The 25,070-nt window shown below is 44.4% G+C and carries 24 protein-coding genes; 8 read left to right on the plus strand and 16 right to left on the minus strand.

The window, feature by feature from the left end:
• Positions 1 to 97: 97 nt before the first annotated feature.
• Positions 98 to 391: a hypothetical protein gene (locus ACED36_RS01630; RefSeq protein ID WP_016961576.1), complete on the minus strand. Its 294-nt coding sequence runs from the start codon at positions 389 to 391 to the stop codon at positions 98 to 100.
• A 927-nt stretch (positions 392 to 1,318) separates the two neighbouring features.
• On the opposite strand from ACED36_RS01630, the gene ACED36_RS01635 reads away from it, so the two are divergent.
• From ACED36_RS01635 to ACED36_RS01650, 4 genes are all read left to right on the plus strand, one after another.
• On the plus strand, positions 1,319 to 3,016 hold the full coding sequence (locus tag ACED36_RS01635; RefSeq protein WP_241823952.1) for an ABC transporter ATP-binding protein: 1,698 nt from the start codon (positions 1,319 to 1,321) through the stop codon (positions 3,014 to 3,016).
• 124 nt (positions 3,017 to 3,140) lie between these two features.
• Complete coding sequence (locus ACED36_RS01640) at positions 3,141 to 4,262, plus strand: efflux RND transporter periplasmic adaptor subunit (protein WP_017006519.1); 1,122 nt, start codon at positions 3,141 to 3,143, stop codon at positions 4,260 to 4,262.
• Positions 4,249 to 4,911 (plus strand): ABC transporter ATP-binding protein, encoded by a 663-nt coding sequence (locus ACED36_RS01645; RefSeq protein ID WP_017006517.1) that lies wholly within the window; start codon positions 4,249 to 4,251, stop codon positions 4,909 to 4,911. The genes ACED36_RS01640 and ACED36_RS01645 overlap by 14 nt, the downstream gene beginning before the upstream one ends.
• Positions 4,908 to 6,152: an ABC transporter permease gene (locus ACED36_RS01650; protein ID WP_016961570.1), complete on the plus strand. Its 1,245-nt coding sequence runs from the start codon at positions 4,908 to 4,910 to the stop codon at positions 6,150 to 6,152. The genes ACED36_RS01645 and ACED36_RS01650 overlap by 4 nt, the downstream gene beginning before the upstream one ends.
• Here ACED36_RS01650 and ACED36_RS01655 read toward each other — a convergent pair.
• The 6 genes from ACED36_RS01655 to ACED36_RS01680 all read right to left on the minus strand — a co-directional run bounded on the left by ACED36_RS01655 (position 6,147) and on the right by ACED36_RS01680 (position 10,008).
• Positions 6,147 to 6,758, minus strand: coding sequence for a CPBP family intramembrane glutamic endopeptidase (locus ACED36_RS01655; RefSeq protein WP_016961569.1), 612 nt, complete (start codon positions 6,756 to 6,758; stop codon positions 6,147 to 6,149). The genes ACED36_RS01650 and ACED36_RS01655 overlap by 6 nt on opposite strands.
• Positions 6,755 to 7,363, minus strand: coding sequence for a GNAT family N-acetyltransferase (locus ACED36_RS01660; RefSeq protein ID WP_016961568.1), 609 nt, complete (start codon positions 7,361 to 7,363; stop codon positions 6,755 to 6,757). The genes ACED36_RS01655 and ACED36_RS01660 overlap by 4 nt, the downstream gene beginning before the upstream one ends.
• Positions 7,356 to 7,706 (minus strand): GNAT family N-acetyltransferase, encoded by a 351-nt coding sequence (locus ACED36_RS01665; protein ID WP_016961567.1) that lies wholly within the window; start codon positions 7,704 to 7,706, stop codon positions 7,356 to 7,358. The genes ACED36_RS01660 and ACED36_RS01665 overlap by 8 nt, the downstream gene beginning before the upstream one ends.
• A gap of 235 nt (positions 7,707 to 7,941) precedes the next feature.
• A complete protein-coding gene (locus ACED36_RS01670; RefSeq protein ID WP_371732648.1) occupies positions 7,942 to 8,451 on the minus strand; it encodes a 3-hydroxyacyl-ACP dehydratase FabZ family protein in 510 nt (169 codons plus the stop codon).
• A gap of 26 nt (positions 8,452 to 8,477) precedes the next feature.
• Entirely contained in the window at positions 8,478 to 9,728 is a 1,251-nt protein-coding gene (locus ACED36_RS01675; protein ID WP_371732649.1) for a beta-ketoacyl synthase, read from the minus strand.
• Positions 9,721 to 10,008: an acyl carrier protein gene (locus ACED36_RS01680; RefSeq protein ID WP_241819116.1), complete on the minus strand. Its 288-nt coding sequence runs from the start codon at positions 10,006 to 10,008 to the stop codon at positions 9,721 to 9,723. Before ACED36_RS01680 ends, ACED36_RS01675 begins: the two co-directional genes overlap by 8 nt.
• A gap of 837 nt (positions 10,009 to 10,845) precedes the next feature.
• On the opposite strand from ACED36_RS01680, the gene ACED36_RS01685 reads away from it, so the two are divergent.
• On the plus strand, positions 10,846 to 11,319 hold the full coding sequence (locus ACED36_RS01685) for a peroxiredoxin (RefSeq protein ID WP_016961563.1): 474 nt from the start codon (positions 10,846 to 10,848) through the stop codon (positions 11,317 to 11,319).
• Between the two features lie 123 nt (positions 11,320 to 11,442).
• On the opposite strand, the gene ACED36_RS01690 is transcribed toward ACED36_RS01685, so the two are convergent.
• The gene (locus tag ACED36_RS01690; protein WP_026023860.1) at positions 11,443 to 11,898 is read right to left on the minus strand and encodes an Lrp/AsnC family transcriptional regulator; all 456 of its coding nucleotides are present in this window, start codon (positions 11,896 to 11,898) and stop codon (positions 11,443 to 11,445) included.
• A 149-nt stretch (positions 11,899 to 12,047) separates the two neighbouring features.
• Between ACED36_RS01690 and ACED36_RS01695 the strand changes: the two genes are divergently transcribed.
• Positions 12,048 to 13,043 carry a DMT family transporter gene (locus tag ACED36_RS01695; RefSeq protein ID WP_017003344.1) on the plus strand — a complete coding sequence of 332 codons (996 nt, stop codon included), beginning with the start codon at positions 12,048 to 12,050 and terminating at the stop codon, positions 13,041 to 13,043.
• 40 nt (positions 13,044 to 13,083) lie between these two features.
• Here the strand turns inward: ACED36_RS01695 and ACED36_RS01700 are convergent, their stop codons facing one another.
• Both ACED36_RS01700 and ACED36_RS01705 read right to left on the minus strand, forming a co-directional pair.
• On the minus strand, positions 13,084 to 13,572 hold the full coding sequence (locus ACED36_RS01700; protein WP_017003343.1) for an ABZJ_00895 family protein: 489 nt from the start codon (positions 13,570 to 13,572) through the stop codon (positions 13,084 to 13,086).
• 215 nt (positions 13,573 to 13,787) lie between these two features.
• Positions 13,788 to 14,441, minus strand: coding sequence for a glutathione S-transferase (locus tag ACED36_RS01705; protein WP_371732650.1), 654 nt, complete (start codon positions 14,439 to 14,441; stop codon positions 13,788 to 13,790).
• 180 nt (positions 14,442 to 14,621) lie between these two features.
• Here ACED36_RS01705 and ACED36_RS01710 point away from each other — a divergent pair, with 180 nt between their 5' ends.
• Positions 14,622 to 16,874, plus strand: coding sequence for a peptidase U32 family protein (locus ACED36_RS01710; protein ID WP_026023857.1), 2,253 nt, complete (start codon positions 14,622 to 14,624; stop codon positions 16,872 to 16,874).
• A 310-nt stretch (positions 16,875 to 17,184) separates the two neighbouring features.
• On the opposite strand, the gene ACED36_RS01715 is transcribed toward ACED36_RS01710, so the two are convergent.
• The 5 genes from ACED36_RS01715 to ACED36_RS01735 all read right to left on the minus strand — a co-directional run bounded on the left by ACED36_RS01715 (position 17,185) and on the right by ACED36_RS01735 (position 21,583).
• Positions 17,185 to 17,658, minus strand: a complete 474-nt coding sequence (locus tag ACED36_RS01715) for a GNAT family N-acetyltransferase (RefSeq protein WP_016961557.1) — start codon at positions 17,656 to 17,658, stop codon at positions 17,185 to 17,187.
• A 293-nt stretch (positions 17,659 to 17,951) separates the two neighbouring features.
• Positions 17,952 to 18,473 carry a type II secretion system protein gene (locus ACED36_RS01720; RefSeq protein WP_371732659.1) on the minus strand — a complete coding sequence of 174 codons (522 nt, stop codon included), beginning with the start codon at positions 18,471 to 18,473 and terminating at the stop codon, positions 17,952 to 17,954.
• A gap of 446 nt (positions 18,474 to 18,919) precedes the next feature.
• Positions 18,920 to 19,555: a YdcF family protein gene (locus ACED36_RS01725; RefSeq protein ID WP_016961555.1), complete on the minus strand. Its 636-nt coding sequence runs from the start codon at positions 19,553 to 19,555 to the stop codon at positions 18,920 to 18,922.
• 132 nt (positions 19,556 to 19,687) lie between these two features.
• Positions 19,688 to 21,043: an AarF/ABC1/UbiB kinase family protein gene (locus tag ACED36_RS01730; RefSeq protein WP_016961554.1), complete on the minus strand. Its 1,356-nt coding sequence runs from the start codon at positions 21,041 to 21,043 to the stop codon at positions 19,688 to 19,690.
• A 204-nt stretch (positions 21,044 to 21,247) separates the two neighbouring features.
• Entirely contained in the window at positions 21,248 to 21,583 is a 336-nt protein-coding gene (locus tag ACED36_RS01735) for a zinc ribbon domain-containing protein YjdM (protein WP_016961553.1), read from the minus strand.
• A gap of 506 nt (positions 21,584 to 22,089) precedes the next feature.
• Between ACED36_RS01735 and ACED36_RS01740 the strand changes: the two genes are divergently transcribed.
• Positions 22,090 to 23,724 (plus strand): methyl-accepting chemotaxis protein, encoded by a 1,635-nt coding sequence (locus ACED36_RS01740; protein ID WP_016961552.1) that lies wholly within the window; start codon positions 22,090 to 22,092, stop codon positions 23,722 to 23,724.
• A 128-nt stretch (positions 23,725 to 23,852) separates the two neighbouring features.
• On the opposite strand, the gene ACED36_RS01745 is transcribed toward ACED36_RS01740, so the two are convergent.
• On the minus strand, positions 23,853 to 24,980 hold the full coding sequence (locus ACED36_RS01745; RefSeq protein ID WP_016961551.1) for a patatin-like phospholipase family protein: 1,128 nt from the start codon (positions 24,978 to 24,980) through the stop codon (positions 23,853 to 23,855).
• Positions 24,981 to 25,070: the final 90 nt, after the last annotated feature.

Below are 25,070 nucleotides of genomic sequence, written 5' to 3' on the forward strand. Positions count from 1 at the left end.
CTTCATACGCAGTGTCATTTTCACTGCATTTCAGGAGGTTCAAAATCATGCTTGAGCGCTTTGCTAACGCCTATGTTTCTCTGTCACTTACGCTAGATTAAATGGGTGAAGAAATAGGTGAAACACCCTCTACTTCTACAACAGTGCTGGCGTTGGCGCGCTCAATAATCTTCACCAGTGCCGATTGAATCACTTCATTTTCTCTGGCATCGGTTTTACTCGCAAAACGCTCTTCTTGAACCTCTGAGCCCTCATCGAGCGTGAACTGCACGGCCACTTCAGAAGCGCAATCTGCACGTTCCCCAAAGTACTGTATCGAAATTTGGGGGTAACCCTTGAAGCCTTTCTTGACCTGTTTAGCGATTCGTTTTTTCGCTTTGTCTACATTCATGCTGACCCCTTAAAGGCACTGAATCCCAGAAAAAAAGTCTGCGCGACATCTCACTGGTTCGGCAGATAAGAATCAATTTTACCACGTGAAGCGCAATCCTCAGATAAAACAGTCAATTCAAAGCGAAAAAATAGACACTCATCCGTCACCCGACTACGCCCCCCTCCAAAGCTATTAATCGTGCGCTTTATCCTGATCGCGCTGACAACATCATCCACTCATAGAAAAGTTAGACTTAATAACTTTGTCCTAAAACGCAAGAACAAAGGAGACTTACCTTCCAAGGGCAGGGTGAGAACAGACATGTTGAACAACCAATATTCAAACTTAAAAATAAGCCGAACATAATAAAAATAAATGAGAAACTAATTAGAAACCAACCAGAGGTCAATTAGAAATTAATAAATAACCAATTAGAAACTAATGAAAAAAAATAATATTTTCAGGTCTTAAACAAAAGACACCTTCATCATTTTAACAATTATATTTTCATACCTCGCCCTGATATTCGTTAATGGTTGACTTTTAAAAACACTACCACAACAATAGAATGGTACTTGCTTATTCAATAAGCAGTGCACATTAACCACGTCAATCATTGGCTTTATTCATAGAAGGAAAAGATAATGAAAAAAATAAACTTTGTTGCGAAAAAAGGACCTGTACTTGCCACGAAGAAAAAGGAGCCTAATAAGCCAGGCCCTTGCTGTGGGACACCATAAATCACGCCAATAGAGTATATTTGTTGATTTATTTATAGGCTTATATTTAAAATACCTTATAGAAAATTTCAATTTTGGTGTTTTAACCATGAAGTTTGGGGATGACTTAACATCCCCTCTTTATCGTTAGGCTCTGATATTTGAAAATTAAGTCTATATACTTTTTACAATAAAAGCGGGTTTTCCTCAACGTCCGGATCAGACTGTGACCCGAATTTCTTATTTGTATAATCTCATCTATGCAAAAAGAAAACATCAATCGTTTTCTTTTTTACTAATGGCTTTATTGTTAACAGCATTTCAAGCCCCACTCCCCTACCTATCTGGTTATATCATCGATCAGGTTCTACCTGGTGAAGATTCTAATTTACTTCTAAAGGCCGTTTTTTTACTTGCTATTCTCTATAGCTGCTTCCTAATACTAAATTATGTTAACGCATGGTTTCGCCTAAAGGTGCGGAAAGAGATCATGATTGACTTTAACCAGGATGTCATTAAAAGCATACTGGGCATGAATTATAATCATCGACTCAAAATTAATAACGGCGATTTGTTGTCTCGAGTTACAAGAGATATCGACCAGTTTGAAGTCATTATGCCCTATGGGTTATCAGGCGCAATTCATCACATCGTCTTATCTATCGTATTGCTCGTGATCGTTTTTTTCTTGAACTGGCAATTAAGTTCAATACTTCTTGTCCTATTGCCTGCTGCTGTCATTGTTTACATGAGGTTCGACAGTGCATTGTGGTCCTCTTCTAAAGATGAAACTGATGCCTCCGCAAAAAAGCTCACTGTCATACAAGAAACCATTGAAGCTGATGCCGAAATAAAGATATACGATGCTGAAAATTTTTTCCTTACTCATTGTCGAAAAGCCGTTGAGCGATTGGAAAGTAAACGTTATATCCGGCAACTCTATGACACAAAAGTTAGCATGATTATTATGGGGATTCCCATGCTAGCTATGGTCATCATTTGGTATCTTGGCGGTGCCATGGTCATTGAGGAGCAACTCACTATAGGCTTAATAATCACCTACACAGCAACGCTAAACTTGATGGTGCCCTCTCTTATTAGAATTATTGAGTTTGTTTCAAGCCTCCCCAATGAATTGACAGCGTTAATGCGCGTAAAAGAATTATGCGATTTATCTCAGGTACCGCCTAAACAAGGTTTAGCTGATAATTCTGACCCAAAAATAGAACATTTCACCGTATTTGAATCAATGAGTTTAGAAGGCATGAGTTTTTCCTATCATCATGACTACCCCTTATTCACTCGCCTAGACTTGGTTTTCGATAGAGGTCGAGCGCATTTGGTTAATGGTGGTAACGGTGCTGGCAAGTCGACGCTACTCACCATCCTGAGTGGAGAGCTAAAACCTCAATCTGGGCAAATAAAACTAGATACCATTGACCTAAACGGCTTATCAAATCGGTCTCAGTGTATTGCGATGGTCCCACAACGAATCCACATTATTTCTGACTCCATTCGAAATAACGTTACTTTCGGCCAGGATATTGATCAAGACAAAATTCAGACAGCTCTGTCTCTAGTCGGTCTGGATAAGTGGATTGATCGACTAGATAAAGGTATTGATCATGTCATTAAAGATGCGCATTCAGAATTATCGGGAGGCCAAATTCAAAAATTAGGCCTGGCACGAGCCATACTGCGGGATACACCTATTCTGCTAATGGACGAGCCTACGAACAACTTAGACAGTGAAGCTGTAAAGTTGCTCATCGATATTATTAGGTCACAAAAACAGTCAAAAATTGTTGTGATTGTAAGCCATGATGATCGCCTATTTGATGCAGTCGATCGCGTCGTTTACCTTGAAAATGATAGTTTACGTAACTCTACTCGAGTCACAGAAACTGCCACCAAAGAAGCTTAATTGGATGACAGTTTGACTTATCTACGAAAAATAAATAACTGCTCTCTTTGATATGGAAACATCGAATAAGCCACCTCGTCATGATTTGTTAATTATTAGGGATAGATAATTGAATGCATCTCTTATGAAACTTAAGCAGCCTGGTAAACGATCAATGAAAGGCTATTTTAAGCGCATGTTCGCTATCGTTGTTCTGGTTTTCGCTGCTACTGCGGGCTACTTTTTCTACGACAAGCCACCGCTGAACCTATCGGGGGTGCAAGTGCAACGTAATGATATGGCCTACATCATTCGAGTGACTGGTGAGGTTATTAATGACCGTACCGTTTCTTTGACTGCGTTAGTAAATGGCCGCGTCGAGCAGGTCTATGTTGCTCGTGGTGATCGGGTAAAGAAAGATGACACGCTGGCCTCCATGGATAACCGTGCATCCATGACTCGACTCAAACGCGCCAACGCTGTTGTTCAGCAAGAAATTGTTCGTTTGAAGGAGCAGCAGCAACGCTACAACCGAGTATCAGAGCTATCTGATAGAAATCTCGTCTCTGTCGAAGCGCTAGATCAGGTCAGATTTGAAATGGAAACGGCGCAAGCAGCCGTTGCTATTGCCCAAGCAGATGCCCAAATGAGTGCTATTGAGCAAGACTGGCAAAAGCTAGATGCGCCCTTTGATGCCGTTATCATTGATAAATGGACTGAATCAGGGCAATGGGTTGAAGCCGGAACACAACTTTTCCAACTCGTCGCCATTAAAGGATGGGAAATTGAGGCGAATTTAGATGCCGTTGACAGTGGCAGGATTCACGTTGGCCAAGTCGTTAATGTGAAATCTGATGCCTTTCCCAACCAAGGTTGGCAAACACAGATTCATTGGATTGGTCCCGCTATCGAACGCACAACAGAACGATACTTAAATACGTTTCCCGTGCGCATGGGGTTGGGCACAGATGCCCCAAAACTGCTATTGGGACAACAGATCGATATTGAAATCGTAATAGAAGAACGTGGAAACACCCTCAGCCTGCCTTACAGCGCGCTGCGCGAACGCGAACCTGGCGTTTTTGAGGTTGCACTGATTGAACAAGGTGCCATCCACCTACAATCTGTTGAATCAGGATTAGAAACCGACACACACGTCGAAATACTCAGTGGCGTTCAAGAAGGGCAAAGGGTTGCGTTGTTTGATAGCGGATACCTTGAGAATGGGCGCACAGCAAGGTTTATAGAAAACCATGATCAACATTGAATCCTTGCATAAATCCTATTTCCGCGGAGACACTCCCTTACCCATCATTCGGGGTGTTGATCTGAAGATAGAACGCGGGGAGTTTGTGACGATAATGGGTGCCTCTGGTTCAGGAAAGAGCACCCTACTCAACATTATTGGCTGCTTAGACAACGCTGATACAGGCACCTACCATTTAGACGGCACGGCTGTTCATACCGCTAATTCTGATGGACTTGCTACGCTTCGTTCTTCATTGATTGGAACCATCTTTCAATCATTCAATTTGCTATCACGCCGCGATGCGTTAGCGAATGTCATGCTTCCGTTGGTGTATCAAGGTACCCCGCCCTCACAGCGTCAAGCGCTTGCTTTTGCCGCGCTTGAACGCGTAGGCCTAGCAGATCGCGCAACGCATTTACCCAACCAACTTTCAGGCGGCCAGCAACAACGTGTTGCTATTGCGCGAGCGTTAGTTAACAAGCCTAAGTTGCTTATTGCGGATGAGCCAACAGGTGCTTTAGACAGCCATACCGGGCAGCAGGTTATGGATTTGTTTAAGGCGCTTCATGCTGAGGGCCATACCATTGTCATGGTCACTCACGATGCACATTTAGCCAAAACGGCTGACAGAGTCGTACACATGCGAGACGGTAGGATAGTGATATGAAAGGATGGCGAATTCTGCCTGATCTGTTTATTGAAGCACGACTTGCGATGCTGGCAAACTGGGGCAGATCAATGCTCAGTATGATTGGCATTGCTGTGGGTATAGCCGCAGTGATGACAGTGGATACCGTGAGTACGGGCGGGAAAGCATTCGTCATGCAGGAACTAGAAACATTTGGTCTCAAGTCTGTTTGGGTATATCGCGCGCAAAGCAACAAAGATCCACACAAACGAACACGAACAGGGACGGGCATCAATAACAATGATTTGATTGCCGTTCAAGGAGATTGCTGCCCATCTGTCAGCCTCATCAGCCCTATCGTTACCCCTCGGGGACAAGCACCTATCGTTCAAGCTGGTAATCGATATAGCAACGCACAAGTGAGTGGTGTTAATCGGGATTATTTAACCATCAACAATGACCAGTTACGTATAGGAAGAGGCCTTAGAGAAATAGAAATCCGAAATCGTCGGCCTGTTGCAATGATTGGCGAAACCGTTGCGTCTGACCTGTTCCCGGGCATCGTTAACCCCTTAGGTCGTGCACTTCGAATATCAGGCCGTGAATATCAAGTTATTGGTGTTCTGCGCGCTAAAAGTCGGGATTTACTCGCTAGCATTGGTTCTGCTGGAGGCGATGTGAACAATCGAATTTTGGTCAGTTACCCTTTGGTACAGGCACTTAACGGCAACAACGACGTGAACTACATTCAAGCTGAAGCCTCAACGGTTGAGTCAGCTGAAGCGGCGGCTTCCCAGCTAAAAGGTGTTCTATCGAGACGTTATCAAGGCGTGTTTGAATATGAAAGCGGAACCCTCGCGTCTTACATCAGAACCACTGACAATATTCTTGGCGGCGTGACGATTGTCGGCATTATTGCCGCTTCTAGTGCTTTAATTGTAGGAGCCATCGGTGTTGCCGGCATCATGAGTACTGCTGTCGCGGAGCGAACACGAGAAATTGGTATTCGAGCGGCAATTGGTGCACATCGAAGCCACATAATGATTCAGTTTATCATCGAATCGGTACTCATTTGTCTGATTGGGGGGTTAGCGGGTTTAGCCGTTGGGATGCTCATCGGTGTTGTATTGAATTTTTTTACTGGCTTTCCCTTGTTTCCCGGCGTGCTAGGCGTAAGCATTGCGCTTTGCGTGTCGATATTGGTTGGGTTGGTGGCGGGGTATTTACCCGCTAGAAGAGCGGCACAAATGAAGCCAGTGGATGCGCTCAGGGATTCATGAAGGCATGGCTTTCGCTTGCTGCTCTTCATAATATGTCGCTGACAGGACAAGGACATTTCTGGTTAAATGGATAATCCAAACAAATAGCACTGAATCAGTCACAGCGTAAGCAACGCCAAGCAATATCGCGAAGAGAAAGAACTCTAGCGAATGCCATCCTAACGGTCTGTTTTCCTCGTGAACGACCCAAAATAGTAACGAAGAGAGACAGATTGCAACCCATGGTGGAAGCACCAATAATAATGTACTAATTAAAAACACTCGCCATATGAGCTCTTCGTAACACGTGATCCCAACTTGAAATAAGAGATAGTCTCGATTCTTCTTAAGAAGCTTAAACCCTTGAAAACAGTTAATAACAAATGTTATCGGCTCAGGTGAACTTATTGGCAATCCGGCGAACAGCAAGGCGACACCAGCACATATGCCACCTACAACAAGCGCGCTCATTTCAAATAGAGGTATAACCTGCCAATCTATATAGAAATAGAGCGTATAAGCGATCACGGGCAGCATTAATAAGAAAGCTAGACGATCCCCAATGACTCGCGGATAAAGAAAAGACAAAACGATAACTGCAATAAACAGTAGAGCGAGCAAACTCACTCTTGGAAAATCCCTTTTTTAAAGTGACGGCGTAAAACACCCTCTTTGTGTTTTTGTAAGAAATCTCGGAAGTCATCTGAAAACATGGCATAAAGATGGTAGTCGTTCCATCCATCACCGACAGGAACGTAATTTTTAAGTACCCCTTCTTTTATTCCACCAAACTCCGCAAGACGAATTGAATCCTCATTTCCGGATAAAACATAGCCATAGATTTTATGTAAATTCATGACTTGAAATGCCATTTGAAGACTTAACAGTGCTATCTCAGGCCCAAAGACGCTGGTACGGTACGCCTCTTCGCCGACTAAGTAGCGAAGATCGGCAGTACGGCTTTTCCAGTCAATGTTATTGAACCAGACCATCCCTATTGGTTTACCGCTTTTGACAGAACACACCAATCCTAAAAGGCTTTCTGCACCATAGACAGTCGCGTTCTGTTCAAGCCACGCCATGGCTTGCTCCTTAGCACCATTGACATAGGTAGAGCTATCAAAGACCGTCGAATTAAGGTAAGGATCATCCAACCAGCGAGCTATTGTATCTATATCTTCGATATTTGGACGGCGCAAAGCGCAATAGATTCCACGAACACTATCAAACACGTTTATCCTCACTCCCCATCATTAATAAATCGTAATACGCGCCCTCAACAAAAATCTGGTTTCTTAGTCGCGCTTCTTCACTGAAACCTAGACGTGTTAAGCAATCTATTTCTCGCTGCTCATTGGGGAGTAACTGAACGTAATACTTACCGAGATGGTATTGTTCAGCTAGCCAACTCATCACTGCCTGGATATGTTCATCAGCAAAATCATGTAACAAGTGGATATCAAGATAGGCAATACCTTCGAACATGGCTTTTATTCTAACGAAGCCAACCTTGGTCTTTTTTTCATTAAAAACAACAAAATCACCATCACCCAACGCAGCATCAAGCTCTGACATTGAACAACCAAGAGGATAAGCAAGATTTTTATACGTCGAACACTTGAAATACGATGATTCTATATTTAAAAAATCATCCACTGTTGCCAATCTAAACAACACTAAAATCACCACTCATATTTTTGGATCATTTAATCATTTAATCATTTAATCATTTAATTTAAACGTTTTTTTATATTCACGTTTGCTTAAATAAATTAGCGATCAGATAGGAGACATTTGATGCAACATACTCTCAACGCGTGACATGTTGAGAAATATGTTCAATAAGATTTTTCCGTTTTATAAACGTAAGATCAAACGTGGCAGACAGCACTTCGCGCCCATTTACATAGGACTTGCCGGTTAACCTTGCACCTAAACGGTTGATTGCTTTTATGCTGACATGCGCTTCTAGGGTATCCCCAGGTAGCGCTGGCGACTTAAACCGCATTTGATTCACGGTACTCGCAATGATATCCGTCTCTTCTTCAAACTCACTTCGGTAATGCAGTAAAACAATACCGGCTTGCGCGAGTGCTTCCCCCATCAAAACGCCCGGCATCATGCTAACGTGTTTGAAATGCGCGTTAATCAGCTCAGAGGACTCAGGTATGTTGTATTGCGCGACGACGTTAGACTCGGTCAATTCACTGACTGAATCCACAAATAAGAATGCATCGCCATAGGGTAAAATCGAGCGAATAGCCGCTTTACCCAGCACGCCTTGCGTATCCCTCAGCCCATCAATGATGTTTCTATTCATATACCCTACTCACTGACACAGCAATGTCAGTCCATTTTTCGCAGGATAGTGGCCGCATTCGTGCCACCAAAGCCAAAATTTAAAGACAGGACTGTTTTCAGATCAGCCTGTGTGGCTTCGCGCACGATGGGCATATCAGCAAACAAAGGGTCGATATTATCAATATTGATGGAGGGCGCGATAAAGCCTTCTTTCAGCATCGCAATGCAGGCAATTAACTCAATGGCCCCTACTGCGCCAATCGCATGCCCCGTCATAGATTTCGTAGACGAGAACCTCGGAACATTGCCTCCAAATGCTCTACGTAAACCATTAACCTCGGCCACGTCACCAGCCACTGTTCCTGTCCCATGCGTATTAATAGCGTCAATATCGGCAGAGGACATTCCCGCGTCTTCTAATGAACTGGCAATACAGTCGACAAATGTCCCGCCATCGGCTTGAGGGAGCACTAAATCGTACGGGTCAGAATTCGCTGCATAGCCCACGATTTCAGCATAAATGGGCGCGTTACGCGCTAAGGCGGAATCGAGCGACTCCAATACAAGCGCGCCAGCCCCACCACTGTTCACAAAGCCATCTCTATCACGATCATAAGGGCGAGATGCGCCTTCTGGCGTGTCATTAAAGCCAGTAGACAGCGCCATTCTCAAGGCTTGAAAAGAAGCAACAATCAGCTCGTTCACTTCCTCACAACCGCCGGTTATTGCTCTATCTATAACCCCATCACGTATGAGTTCGTACGAATGCCCAATATTGTGTGCTCCGGTAGCGCAAGCAGACGATATTGAATAGCTTCGCCCAGTAATACCAAAGAGTTTAGTGAGTATTGCACTCGCCGTGCTGCTCATGGATTTGAGGACAGTGTAGGGTTCAGTTCTACGAACCTGACCATCGTAGTACCTTGCCCCTTCTCTGTGTATCACACTCACATCAGCCACACCGCTGCCAACAAGACAAGCTGTTCGCGGGTCTGCGAGTTCTTCTGGCGTTAAACGAGAGGCAGAAATAGCATCACTGGCAGCAACGCTGCAATACAACGTTGAGGTGGGCATCGCTCTTCGGAGTTTCAAAGGGATGTTCGCAGACTGTATTTTGGACTCATCTAAATGCACCAAACCAGCAACGCGACTCGTTAATCCATACTCAGACCAAGATTCCATTGCGCGAATGCCACTACGACCAAGCTTCAAAGATTCCGTTAACGTGTCAAAATCATTGCCTATTGATGAAACGACACCAACACCGGTCACCACAACACGTCTACGATTATCCATTTTTTTCACTTAACTTGGATTCAATGATGTTTAAAAGATCGCCAACAGTGTCAAGTTTAATTAAGTCTTCATCATCGATAGAGATTGAAAGAGAATCTTCTAAGTCGAGTGTCAATGACACAGCCTGCATGGAATCCATTCCAAGATCACCACGTAGTGACATTGAGGGTAGAATGTCTTTCGCTGCAATGGCACTTTCTGATTCGGACTCTAATCGACTCATGATTTCCAATATTATTGAGTCTGTTAAATATTGTGTTTCTTTTATAATAAAGCTCATTCTATTACCACCCGAGTCTATAAACGGCCACACTAGCAACGTATTTTCTGTGTTATATATTTTTCATTAAAATACTAACAAGGGCTTTTATCAGCGTCAATTATCTTAGACATGCATGCGCTGCTCTAAGCGCCATTTTAAATCCTGCGCAACACTGTGCGCCTTCAGTTTCTTTTACCCAATAAAACGCTGCGCGCACTGCTTTCAGGGGGTGTTTTCCGTGAGGTTATCAGAAACCCTCACAGGGTGAGAGCACATTTCCCTAAATTGTCATCCATTAATGTTCCAACTTAAAATATAAGCCAAACCTCATGATAATTACTGACACACTAATTATAAACAATCGTCTAAAAATTAGATATCAACTATAGCCAAATTAGAGACTGATGGTAAAAAACACATTACTCAGATTTCAAATAAAAGACACAATCGTCATTTAAACGATTTACACCCCCCTACTACCCAATATGATACATCGCATCTTTATCGATGATGCATATTGATAAGTGCAATGTTAAACGTGTTTGTCACCGAACTTCAGCTAATTTGAATCACCGCTCTGTTATCGGGTGTAGTTTGAAAACTTGAATAAATACGTTGCCGAAAATTTTCAAGATTAAAGCGTCGACTGAACCTAAAGATTTCTTCAGTGCTTTGCTAACTAAATGTCACTGCGGGTCAGTAGATTAGTTGATGGTAGTCGTTATTCTGCGAGTACATTTGATGACTTAGAGAGGATACTGACAGTTATCAATTTATACACCTAGTTTCTCTCCGTGGTATTCAACGGCGAATCGGGCTAGTCTGGTTGCAATCACAACAATAAGGACAGCTAACATGATTCAGCAAGGCCAAACCCTCCCGTCTGCCACTTTGAGCGAGCTCACCAAAGATGGCATGATGAATCACGATACCAACGAATTATTTGCCAACAAAAAAGTCGTTTTGTTTGCTGTTCCTGGCGCGTTTACACCCACTTGTTCAGAATCTCATTTGCCTGGTTTCATCGTACTGGCCGACCAAATTAAGGCAAAAGGCGTCGACAGCATTATCTGTGTGTCTGTTAACGATGCGTTTGTGATGCAAGCGTGGGGAGAAACACAAAATGCGGACGAAATCATGATGCTTGGGGATGGCGACGCCAGCTTCACGAAAGCATTAGGATTAGAAATGGACACCGCAACGTTTGGCGGTATTCGCTCACAACGATACGCAATGGTTGTTGAAAATGGTGTCGTGACACAACTCAACGTTGAAGCACCAAAAACGTTTGAAGTGAGTTCAGCTGAAGCTATCCTTACTGCGCTGTAACTCGCTTTGTAGAACAAAAAACGGAAGCGTCAGCTTCCGTTTTTTGTCACTTGAACATAGCGCTAACATCAAACTACTGGCATTACACCGCAAGTCCAAAACACTCGGATCTAAACGCTAGTATTAGATATAGATGGGTAAAATTCCGCGATCTTTCACCTTTCGTATCGCCAATTGCGTGTGAATGTCTTTCACGTTTTGCAGGCATTGTAGCTTGCGGGTAAATTGCTCATAGCCAGCCAGATCTTTCGCAACCACTTCCAGCAAATAATCGTAAGCGCCTGACACCACGTGGCAACTCACCACCTCCGGCATATCGCTAATGGCTTGTTCAACATCATCCACTGACGTCACTTGGTGATTGTTCAAACTCACTTCAACAAACATGGTCATCGCAATACCAATTTTATCGCGAGAAAGTGAAGCGTGATAACCCCCGACTATCTTGTCCTTTTCAAGCCGCTTGATTCGCCTTGCACAGGGCGACGGTGAAAGCCCGACTAAATCCGCAAGCTCTGCAGTTGTCAGTCTCGCGTCTTTTTGCATCAATTCCAAAAGTTGCTTATCAATACGATCCATCAACCACACGCCGCTAATCATCAAAATATACAAAAATAATAGCGGAAACCATCAACGTATAACGATATGAAGCTCAAAGTTGCCACCTATCGCCAATCGTGGTGCACGATAATAGCGTTTTAGGATCATGTGCAGAAATGGAATCACTCATGACGACAAGTCAGCTAGCGTCAAAAACACCAGAAAGATCATCTTCAAAAAGCAAAACAGCCGGCTATCTCGCCATGTTGGCGACATTGCTGCTTTGGGCTGGCTTTTTTATTTCGTTAAAAGGCGGTGCGAATTCAGAACTTCAACCTGCCGATCTCGCGTTGATGCGCTTTCTAGTTCCCGCGTTGTTGCTTGCACCGTTCGTCTATAAAGCTCGACTCCAGATTAGAGCCATTCCAAATAAATACCTGATTGGCATGTTCATCGGCAGTGGACTGCCCTATCTACTGGTCGCCAGTACCGCCATGCAAACAGTGCCTGTCTCACATGGCAGCGCACTCGTACCGGGCACGCTGCCGCTATTTGTGACCGCCATTGCCGTATTGTTTTTTAAGCAGCCTTTAAGCTCACACCGCATTATTGGGCTAATCGCTATTGCCATCGGAACAGCACTTTTTCTCGCCACCAACCTAGGAAGCAGCTTCGGGGGCGATTATGACTGGGCGCAATCAAAGGGACATCTCTTGTTTTTGGTTGGCAGCCTGATGTGGGCGACGTTCACGATTTGTGCGCGTGTCGCCAACCTTGAAGCCCTTGCATGTTCGGGCATATTGGCGGTCATTTCGTGCCTTACTTTAGGCGTTGCCATTAGTGCGGGGTGGCTGCCAAGCACTTTGAGCAGCACTCCCGCTTCAGCATGGCCTTGGAAAGACGTGCTCAGTCATACGTTATTGCAGGGCGTGGGGGCGGGCATTCTCGCGTCTTGCACTTACTTATATGCCGTTAAACAACTCGGGGCGGAACGAAGTGCGGCATTTGGTAGTGCGACACCTGTTATTGCTACCCTGCTCGCCATTCCAATTTTCAACGAACAACCTGATGCAATGACAAGTCTCGCGCTGGTGTTTGTGTGCTTAGGAAGCTTAGTGGCGAGTAATATCTTCTTGAAACAAGATACTTCAATGCACTATCAACCGCCCTCGCACCAAAAATAATGTCTGTGATGCCAGCTATCAGAGTTTCAGAGCGAACTATTTATTCGCTTTGTTTCTCTTTAGCTAGTTGTTTCTCCCTCACCTTAACCCTGTTCTTAATGCCTATCTTCTCACCAGATTTGATCATGAAGTAACTCACTACTGTCATGATCAAAATGAAAGCAAAACCGATCCACACAAACAAACTACCAAACTCAGCGGTCAGGTCGGCTAACGTAAAATCGTAAAACCGCATAAGGCCGGCAACATAGAGCAAGCTCATGCCAGTCCAAACCATCACGGCAAGCCAACGCGTTCTGGAAACCATCAAGGCTTCGTTTTTATGACCAAAGTAAAAGCCCGTCATCATGGTAGGAATAACGGTAGAAAGCACGCCGGAATTTGGCATTTCTAAGCCAAAGATGACCTCGACGGCCAAAATGGTGATCCCCATTAGCACAGAGATAAGGCATAAGGAGAGAGATACTTGCCAAAGTTTGGGTTCCTTGGTGTTGGTTTGAAAGTTTGCAATGTGTTCGTTTGCGGTCATGGTTACGTCCTTGTACAGCCATTTAATCTGACGGTGGTGTGTTGTTGTTATGATGATTTAATACGGTGCGTATTAAATCACTGCCTCCATGTGATGACAGACTCATTTATGGGAGACGCAACAAGTGACAGTGTCATTCACGAGGGAGTTCAAGTATTGAATGAGGCGTTGCAACTGTTTAATCGGGGAAGTTAGAGTTTGGGCGGCATAGGGTTCTATACATCACCAAATACAACTGGCTTATCATCCTTTTTCCACTTGGGATAACTCACCATCACTTTAGAAAACGTCGGATCGTTGTAATGCTTGGTTAGCCAAGCTCGTAGATTCGGTAATGGCGCTTGGGCGTACCATTTCTTATCTACACGGGAGAATTGGCGAATAAATGGCAAGATGGCGTAATCAACCAAACTCGGTTGCTCTCCCATTATGTAGGCGTGCTGAGACAACCTCTGTTCAATAGGCATCAACCACTCACAACATGTATCGCGGTGCTCTGTTTTATTGTCATCGTGATAACGAGAAGCCGCTCGGTATTTTTGCAATGCGCCGACAAACGTCACGTCATTGCTTCTTATCAACTCAAGCATGGCGGGTAACTGATTTTTATCGTGCGAATAAAGTAGGTTTCTCGGGTCAGATTGCGTTAGCGCCCAAACCATCACTTCAATACTTTCATCAATCACGTTGCCATCACCCAGCACCAATACCGGCACCGTGGCTTTAGGTGATACAGACAGCATGTCTTCAGGCTTATTTTTCATATCAATGTCGCGCAAAATGACGATTTGGCCAGCATGTAAAATGGCAAGACGGCTTCGCATTGCGTATGGGCACTGTCTCAATGAATATAGGATCGGCATTGTCATGATGAAAGACTTAAAAAAGAACGCAATAGCTCAATGGTAACTGAATTGGCAATGGGATTCACGCCTGTGCAGACATGACCTAGATCAACAAAAGCCTAATGAGTGGCAATGAAAGCGTGAGGCGAGTAGAATGCCTCCTCAAAAAATTCGATGACAAAAAACGAAGCGAGCAATCTCACAATGAGTAGAAAAATTGAATTATTGGCACCTGGTGGCGATGTAGAAGCGATCAAAGCAGCCATCGTAGCAGGGGCAAATGCCGTTTATTGTGGCTTAGACATTTTCAATGCCCGTAACCGTGCATCCAATCTTTCATTTGATGAGTTAAATGGCGTATTACGATTAGCTCATGAATACGGTTGTGAAGTATTTCTGACTTTAAACGTTGTTATCCTAGAACATGAAATAAAATCACTCGTGAAGTTACTCAATCAATTAGTGAACACGACACTCGATGGCATCATTGTTCAAGATTTAGGTGTGTTTAACCTCGTTAAAAAGCATTTCCCAACGTTAGATGTTCACGCCTCGACTCAGTTAACGACCCACAATGAAGGCCAGCTTCACTTTTTATCAAAAGTCGGTGCTTCACGCGTAAACTTATCTCGTGAATTGAATATCGACGAAATCAAAGAGATGACAGCTGTGGCGCATGAACATGACATGCTAACGGAAGTCTTTGTTCACGGTTCGCTATGTATTGCTTTCTCTGGTCAGTGTTACTCAAGCTCTGTGAGCGTCGGTAACTCAGGTAATCGTGGTCGTTGCAGCCAAGCGTGTCGTGACGAATACGAAGTGACCAACGTCGGTACTAAGTACCCACTAAACCTAAAAGATAACTCCGCGTATTTTGACCTGCCTGAACTGGTGGATGCGCAAGTTGACTCATTGAAAATTGAAGGCCGTATTAAAGGTGCTCACTACGTTTATACGGTTGTTGAAAACTGGCGTAAAAATATTAATAAATTTGTTGAGACGGGTGAGTTGTATGAAGATGATTCCAATCTGCATAAAGTATTCAACCGTGGTTTAACCAACAAATTTTTAAAAGGCAATTTAACCAAAGACATGTTTATCGATAACCCTCGTGACAACAGCGTTAACTATGCGGTTGAAAAGAGCAATGCGATTGACGTGGTTCAAATTCAAGAAGTCAGAACCGACCTTTATAACGACAAGAATGCTATTGGCGCGACACTCGAAGAAAAAGTGAAAACGCTCAGTATCGACAAAATTGCCGTAACCATTGCGTTCAAGGCAACGCTGGGTGAGCCACTCACTGTGGTTGTCACGCCAAGTGAACAAGACCAACAAGTGTTTGAAGTGACATCAACGTCACTGCTCAGAGAAGCGGGCGAAAAAGCCATCACCTCAAAAGAGCTAGAAAAACGCTTTAAAGGTGTGATCAATCCTAACTACGAATTACTCGGTTATGATTTCTCTAACTTAGGCGAAAACTTAGCGATCCCATTCCGAGAACTGACGGAAATGAAAGATCGCGTTGCATTCTTAATGAACGGATCTAAAGACGTTATTAAGCACGTGGACGTCCCTGCATTCCCACAACAGCCAAAAGTAGAAGAGAAGCCAAAACTCTCTATGCTGATTGCAGATACCGCAGACCTAAATGTATGCGATGTCACGGATGCTGATATCTACTTCAAGCTCCCTGAAAGCTTCAAAAAACGCGATCGCAAGTACATCAACATCTTCTTAGAAAACCCACGCTTGATCCCATGGTTCCCTGCAGTGTTGATTGGTAAAGACTACGATGAAGCCGTAAAAGTGCTAGAAGAAGTCAAACCAGCACGCATCGTCACCAATAACACGGGTATTGCGTATAAGGCCTATGAAATGGGCATTGAATGGGTTGCGGGTCCGTTCCTGAACACAACAAACTCACACGCGTTAGTCACGATGAAAGAATCGTTAAACTGTGCGGGTGCGTTTATTTCAAACGAGATCAACAAAGGTCAGATTAAACACATTCGTCGTCCTGAAAACTTCAAGTTGGCTTACAGCATTTATCACCCGATTCTGATGATGACAAGCCGTCAGTGTTTCTTCCAACAAACGGTGGGCTGTAACAAACCGGCGATTGAAGCGGGCTGTATGTTGCGATGTGAGAAAGCAACGACGATTACCAATGTAAAAGGCATTTCGTTTGCGGTTGATAAGCAAAAAGGTGGCTACCCAAGCATCTATAACCACGAACAATTCCTAAACATGGACATCGTGACAGATTTCTCTGACTTGTTTGATGAGTTCTTTATTGATTTGACCAACATCGGTGGCGGCTCGAAAGAAAAAGCGGACAAAGTTGAACTCGTTAAGCACTTCGAAAAGCTCGTAAATGGCGATGTCAGTGTTCGAGAAGAGTTGTTCACGATGGTGCCAATCAACACCAACGATCAATACCAACAAGGTTTGTAAGACTGCCCCTAGTTAACCTTGTTGAGGCGCATTAAAAAGTCAACGAAGCCGCGATGATGAATCGCGGCTAATTGGCTTATCTTTTCTTGCGGCAGTAGGCCAGCTAAGTACACCGTTCCATCTGATTCGACCACGGGGAAAAGTGCCAATCATCGAAATAGTGCTTAAATTCCTCGGGAACAATCGACTTCTTGATCTTTGACCTCTCGTTACAACGCACAACTTGGATTTCTATACTTGGTCGTCGCTTTCAAATACCCGTCGCTCAATTTTCTCAAGGGCAAAGCGAACTACGCGTAAAGCAACCCGCTTAAATACGCTGCTCTTTGTTCTGCTCAACATCAAGTACCATTGGAACATAACGAATACCGTTTATGCTTAACTCGTCAGATATTGGTGCGAATCCCACCTTCTTGTAGAAGCCAAGCGCATAAATCGATGCCTTCACGCGAACTAACGCTGCGCCACTTGCTGCTTTCATTTCTTCAACTAAACGCCTAGCCACACCAAAACCGTGATATTCGGTTTTAACATAAAGATGACCAATATAACTTTCATCCCGCCAAGCGACATAACCGATAATTTCGTCGTCAACAGTCGCTTTGATCACAGAGTAAATTTGGGCATCTTTTACGTTGTTAATATCGGCCGTAAACGCTATTCGAAACGCTTTCTTCCCATCAGCACTGAGTAGAGGAACAACGTGTTCTTCATTGCTTGATTCACCTAACTTGAGGATCGCATCTAGATCTTCTGGGTTCGCTTTTTCAAACCTAAATTCCATTTTCACTCCCAACTCAGAACCAATCGCATGGTCTCCCCTTAAAGAGGATAGACATGCGAGGTGTCAACAGAAACACCCGAGGATTCCATCTTTGTCTCAACTGTATATTGTGGCATCTGGGCATTAACAAGAAAGCTATTAGAATTGACTTTTCGACCTAACCATCCTTTTGATGTATATGCCAAGATCAAGCAGGAAACATTGCTGGGTAACATTATATAACGGGTCGAAACGCGGACGAATTTTCATCTCTTTAAAATACTATTCATGTGCATATCAATACCCTCTTGTAATTAACAACCATTTACTTTAATTTTTGGAGGGTTTTCAATTTTATTCGCTTGCTTATAGAGAACAATGCATTCGTCATTTAGGCTAATTGGAACCGCGCTTCCCTTAAGAAAAACAACAAAATGCCCCGACACTATTTTAGTTGAAAACACCTCGTAATCTAAGTGAATCAAATCATCCCAACTACCTTTATCACCGTCATAATTGGCAAGCGGAGTTCCAAATTTTATTGAGACAGGGTTCCCGTTTATTTCAACATAAACATCTGATCCAGCAGTTAAATTGTGATTGCCTTTAATTGCAGATTTACTATAAGTAAAATCGACTGCAGTTCTCATCGTCCCTTTTACAGCCTTAAGAGATGCCGTTCTTGCGTTACTTTTCATATCAAAAAATTTCGGCAGTGCTGTCACGGATACAACCCCTAATAGAATTATAACCATTATCAATTCTATTAATGTAAACCCTCGTGGACCCTTTAAAATGTCAAACCTCCTGTAATAAACAAAACTCCATTTTAATATTACACTATATCGTTAAACCTCTATTAATACGCTCTCGCACCATCACATTTACTAGACATTAAAACGGTGTATTAAAACGCACCATTGCACCCACTAACAACAAGCTATTGCCTTTAAAAGACTACTTCCCTTTGATTCAAAAATATATTTACCACAACGCATGAATGTCTCCGGAAAAATCAAAACGACGAGAAATCAGCCATCTTCGCCCTATTTATGAAACTAAACATATCACAATGTTCAAGAAACACGACGGGCTCTCGTTGCACTTTGAATCACCTTCAAGCTTTTACTCTATATTTATTAGATTGTTAGGAAATAGGTTAAATGGTAAGCATGTCACCGGCTTTTCAAGCGTGGAGAAGTGTTCGATCAACGCTATGGCTCACCACACTGATCGAACCGGTATTTTTAAGGTTGTTATGCCAGCGAATTACCCACTGCTCTCACCACAACCCCTGTTTTTTAATCTCATCATAAGCAGCAGTAACATGCGCAGGAATAGTTTGTTCAATTTGATAGCCTTGGGCGGGGTAATCTCTTACGCGTTCGAAGTCTGCCAGCGTGGCTTCTACCACCCTATCAAAGGGAATGTTGTCTGTTGGGTATTCCACCAGCGAGAGCGGCGGTGAAGTGACTAACGCCCTGTTGTATTGACCCGGCCACTGTTTAACGAAAGTGGCGTAAGCGCGACGTTCCATGAAGGGCTTTTGAACCAATAAAAAACGTTTGAAATCATGCCCTTTTTCGAGCATGACTTGATACCCGAAAGAGACATTTTCGCCAGTGTTCGTGGCCTTGGTTTCTAGAATAATTGCGGATTCTGGTACGCCTTCGTCCATGAGGACGTCGGCAAAGGTTTCCGCTTCGGTTTTGTCGAATTCATCTTTAGTGAATCGCCCAAATCCGCCGGATACCATCACGTAAGGTGCGAAGCCTTGGCGATAAAGTGCAGCGGCATATTCCGCGACGCGTACGTCGTTGCTGCCAAGAATGAAGATGCAATCTGAAGGCTGAGGAGCATGGCCAAGTTGGTGATAATCCCAAAGGGTTTCGAGATGTTTATAAATGCGGCTTGGCATACAGGCTGTCCTTTGTATGAACTTGGGTAAACGTTACTTCGCTTTTACTCCTACCCACCCTAATTTTCAAAAGAGGGTGATCAAAAGTATGACCCTAAGCCTGTAATTTTAAATGCTTGGTTGCTTTCGCACCTAACCTGCTCGCTTGCACGTTGGCGGGGTTTCCCATTGAAACGGTTTAAAGACTTCTCGCAAATTCACTTTGGCGTTTAGCCGTGCGGCAAGTAGAAACAGGCCGCCGATTTTTCGGTGCAGAAACAATGCATCGGCTGGCGGGGTGTGCCAATAGCCTTGCTCCATGCTCAGTGCCATGCCTGCTTCGTGAATACGACTGCCGAGGTCAGTGTTGCCGAAGTCGTAGTCGCCGTCATATTGGATCGGCTCGCAAGCGATCATCACCATGTTCACCACCGCGGCTTTTTGCTCGGGGAAGATATGGTTACTGAAAAATCCGATGTGTGCCATGGCATCTGACACACCATCTTTGTCGTTGTTCACAGCGCATGTCAGCAGTTTTTGATAACCCTCGCTGATCGCATCACCGTAACGTCGCGTCGCGCCGAAATCGAGTAGCACGATTTTCCCACTTTCTTTTTGATAAAGATAATTGGCGAAGTTAGGGTCAGTCTGTACCAGTTTGAATTGGAACGCTTCTTTAAACAGAAGCTCAAACAAGTTAGTCACCAAATTATCCCGCGCCACTTGAGGTAAATCTTGCAAGTTCTCGATCGCCTCGCCTTGTTCAAAGCTCATGGTCAGAATGGAAGGCGTAGTGAGTTCTTTATAGACTTTGGGCACGATGAAACGGTTGTCATCTTTGAGTAGTTGATAAAAGGTGTCGCCCATTTCCGCTTCGAGTTCGTAGTTAGCTTCATCATGAAGCTGCTTTTTCGCTTCATCTAACAGGCTTTTGTAATCCACTTCTTTCGGCACTAAACCGGTCAAACGCAGCAGAGTAACAACATTGTCTACATCGCTGCTGATGCTTTTTTTGATGCCGGGGTACTGCACTTTAATGGCCAGTTCTGAGGCATCATCACCATACGCAAAGTGGACTTGCCCAATAGAAGCGGCCGCAACGGGTTTGAACGTGAATGAAATGAAGTGCTGTTGCCAGGTTTTCCCCCATTCAGTTTCCAACACCGACGCCAATTGTTTTGCAGGCATTGGGGCTGCATCGGAACGCAGTTTGGCAAGAATGTCAGTAAGCTCTTTGGGTAGCGCATCTCCCGCATCCATACTCAGCAATTGCCCAACCTTCATGGCCGCGCCGCGAAGTTGCGCGAGTTGGTTGGTAATGCTGGAAATATTTTTGGGGGTCAGCAGCAAATCTTTCGCTGAAGGGCGTTTACCCGATAAGAATTGCTTGGCACCTTCAGCGGCCATGTTGGTGGCGACTTTGGTGACCACAGAACCGAACATGCCGACGCGGCTGAGTCTATTACTAGGAATTTTCTTACCGTCTTTTCCGTTATCGTACCCAGCCACAATGCCTCCAGCGTGTTTGATTTACCTTCCAATACGAGTCTCGATAAGAATCGTTCACTCTTGACGATATTAACCAACGCCAATAAAGGCAAGTCGCCGGTACGAATCAGTGGGTAAACTCAACCGGGATAAAACAGCAGAGACAAAAAAGCCGCGCTTTGAATTTACGTCAAGGCGCGGCTTTTTCAGTTAATGTTGTGTGGATTACACTTTTTTCACGAACTCAGATTTCAGCTTCATCGCGCCAACACCGTCGATTTTACAATCGATGTCGTGGTCACCGTCTACCAGGCGGATGTTTTTAACTTTCGTACCCACTTTAACCACCAGTGAAGAACCCTTCACCTTCAGGTCTTTGATGACTGTGACTGTGTCACCATCTTGCAGGACGTTACCGTTAGAATCTTTGATGATTTTAACGTCGTCAGCATCAGCAGATGCATCTTGTGACCACTCGTTACCACACTCAGGGCAGACATATAGTGCGCCATCTTCGTAGGTGTATTCAGAGTTGCACTGTGGGCAATTTGGTAGAGACATTGATGATTACCTCGGTTCACATGGGTAAAGAGGGCGGTAGTCTAAACCAATCATTGCAGCACGGATATAGCCAAACGTGATAAGCACGCTTTTTTTATAGGGTTAATGCTTAGTTCCCTTAGCGCCTATTCCTATCTCACTCTTCCCATTCACTTATCTCTTACTTATCGCTTACTTATTGCCCCATGTCTTGTTACGAAATTGCCTTTCCCCTCCCAAATTTCGCCTCTTTCTCTACATGCCAAACCGTACCAGTTCACATATTTGAGATGAGATAATTCGCAACAAAAAATTCATGTGGTGAATAATTTCGTTAACCATGACTCGCCAGCCCTTTGTTTTTCTTGATGCCTATTTTAATAGACGAAAAACACTTTCTCTATCACGTGCTTTTACCGTTTAAACACCTGTATGAAAACCGAGCAGCATTGACGCGAATTGCTAGACTCATGGCAGATAATTTTCATTTTATTTAATGAGTTAAATATCATTTAAGGAAGGAAATCATGAATGCCTTGTCCATTCGGCAACGATTGTCATTAATCATTGCCATTGCGGTGCTGTCTTTGGTTTCAGTCACGACGATTACCCTTGTCGTGAAACGAGACAACATGCTGGAAGAACGTAAGAATCAGATCCAAGTACTTGTCGAAACAGCGGAGACCTTGGTGACACGGCTTTATCAACAAGCGCAATCCGGTGATATCAGCATGGAGGAAGCCAAGCAACAGTCAGTCAACGCGCTTGATGCCATGCGCTACGGCGAAAATGGCTACTTCATGATTTACAGCATGAACTCGGACATGGTTCACCACCCTATCGCGACCAATCTGATTGGTAAGAATCTGGCTGATTTGAAAGATGTAAACGGCGTTCATATCATCAGAGATCAAGTGGAAGTGGCAAAAAACGGGGGTGGCTTCGTGCAGTACCATTGGAAAAAAGCAGGACGAGACGATACGCCTTATCCCAAAGTGGCCTATTCCCTTCCCTTTACACCTTGGGGATGGGTATTAAATACAGGCTTGTATGTGGATGACGTCGATACAGTATTTTATCAAGATGTTCGCCGCTTATTGTTGTTAGTCGCCGCTATCGCCGCAGTATTGATGGCTATCTCTTTTACGATTGCTAATAGCATCACAACGCCGATCAATAACTTGAAAAACCTGCTGCAAAGCGCGGAAAAAAATCTTGATCTCACTGTTCGCTTTCGCCCAAGAGGCAAAAATGAAATCACCGATCTTGGCCGCGCATTTAACAACTTGATGAATGCCTTTGAAGAAACGCTAACGAGTATCGCGTCTGGCGCAAATCAGCTGAATAATGAAGTCGCGAAACTGGAAGATCTTTCAGACCACATTGTTGGGGCATCCACCCGTCAATCTGAAGACACAGGCAGTATCGCGGCCTTGGTGGAAGAGTTCTCTGCCAGCATTAATACCATTTCCCATGATGCGGACAAAATGAAGTCGCTCTCTGACGAAAGTGGTATTCAAGCGCAGCAAGGTGCCACCAACATGCGCCAAACCATTGCAAACATGGACCAAATGTCGGAGAAATCTCAGCGCTCTAGCAGTGCCGTTTCGGAACTTGATCAACACTCGAAAGAGATTGAAGGCATTATCAGCGTCATTAACGATGTGGCTGAGCAAACCAACCTTCTCGCGTTGAATGCGGCAATAGAGGCGGCGCGCGCTGGCGATCAAGGACGTGGTTTTGCTGTTGTTGCCGATGAAGTACGAAACCTCGCGGTACGCACGTCAGATTCGACCAAACAAATAGCGTCCACGATTCAGGAATTGCGCTCAGGTATTGAAGCCACGGTCAGCCATATTGAAGACAGTGTGCTTGTGGTCAATGACAATATGTCGCAAACCCACTCCGCCGAGCAATCTGTGCGTGAAATGCACCAGAAATCGCAAGATCTCATCAATATCATTGAAGAAGTGTCGCGATCGCTACATGAGCAATCCAGCGCGAACCAAGAACTGGCAAGACGGATTCAAGACATCGCTGACATGGCAACAAACAACCACCAATCCGCGTTTGATGTACAAGGTTCGGCCCGCGAGGTAAACGGCCTTGTGAGTCAATTTAGGCGTTCTGTGGGACGCTTTAAAGTGTCTGCGCCCGCTTAACCGAATTTTTCACACTTCGTTCCTCCACTGCCTGTGTGAGAAAGTGAAAAGCCCCGAGACCGGGGCTTTTTGCGTTTTATACTGTTTTTATACTAGAAACTGCACGTTGAACTACCGCAGTTTTTTTTCTACGACACTTTATCTAGCTTCTTTTTTTCCAGCCATCCGCCATGACATTGACGACGGTGAACATGAGCAGGTAAACCTTCGTTTGGCTGCGTCCAAGGAGACGCTTCCAACGCTTGCTTCATATCTGTGTAACCACTTTCACGGCGCAGACGAATGGAACGGCGGGAAAACTCGGTATCACTCAGTGCGATATGGCCTTGTATCGGATCAAATGTAATATGCACGATATCAATTTTATTATCCGCCTTAAGGCTGGTCGCCGCTGGTACGTCCTTGCTGGTTAAGAGTTCTGGGGCTTTAGTCAGCAAATGATCGAGATTGCGCTTGGCCACCAGTGCCTCAATATGTTCACTGGTTCTGCTCGCGTATTGAATTTCTTTCTCTCGCCATAAGACTTCGTTCATGGTTTGAGGCAACTCACCTTTCGGATTCCACAAATCCACCATAAAGATCAGCAATTCGTCATCGCCTGCCAAGTCAAGAATGCCGTTCAATGGTGTATTGGAAACCACACCGCCATCCCAGTAATAATCATCTCCCACTTTGGTGGCGGGAAAACCGGGAGGCAATGAGCCACTGGCGACTGCGTGCGCAGGTTCAATCGTGTCAGTACGGCTATCAAAGTAAACCAAGTCGCCATTAGTCACACTGGTTGCACCAACGGTCAAACGCGCTTCACCTTTATTGATCAGATCAAAATCAGCTAGATCGCTCAACGTGGAAAACAACGGTGTTGTGTCATAAAAGCTGGTTGCGCCTTCACCTGGAGGAGCAAGTAAAGGGCTAATCGGGCGCGGTGTGAAAAAATCAGGCTGACCAAACAATAATGCCTGCTGTGCGCTCGCATTATTGAATGTTTGCGCCATCACAGGCGGTATATCAATGTCTGTGCCGGGGCGTGATATGCGCTCCCAAAATTGCTCAAGTTTAGTCAGTCGTTGCTCTGGCGCATTCCCCGCAAGAATCGCAGCGTTTAGCGCGCCAATAGAAATCCCCGCAAACCAATCAGGTGTAAACCCTGCTTCTTCAAGCGCCTGATACGCACCAATATGGTAAGCACCGAGTGCGCCACCGCCTTGAAGCACTAAGCAAACTGTCGGTTTTTTCTTTCTACGTGTTGTCGCCATGATATTCCCTCAATGTGAAAGTTCTGCACTCTGTATAGACCACTATTCAAGACATCATGGTGAAGGTTTCTATTCACCGGACAACAAACC

Origin of the sequence: Enterovibrio sp. FF113 (assembly GCF_041439165.1) — a bacterium.
GTDB lineage: Bacteria > Pseudomonadota > Gammaproteobacteria > Enterobacterales > Vibrionaceae > Enterovibrio > Enterovibrio norvegicus_A.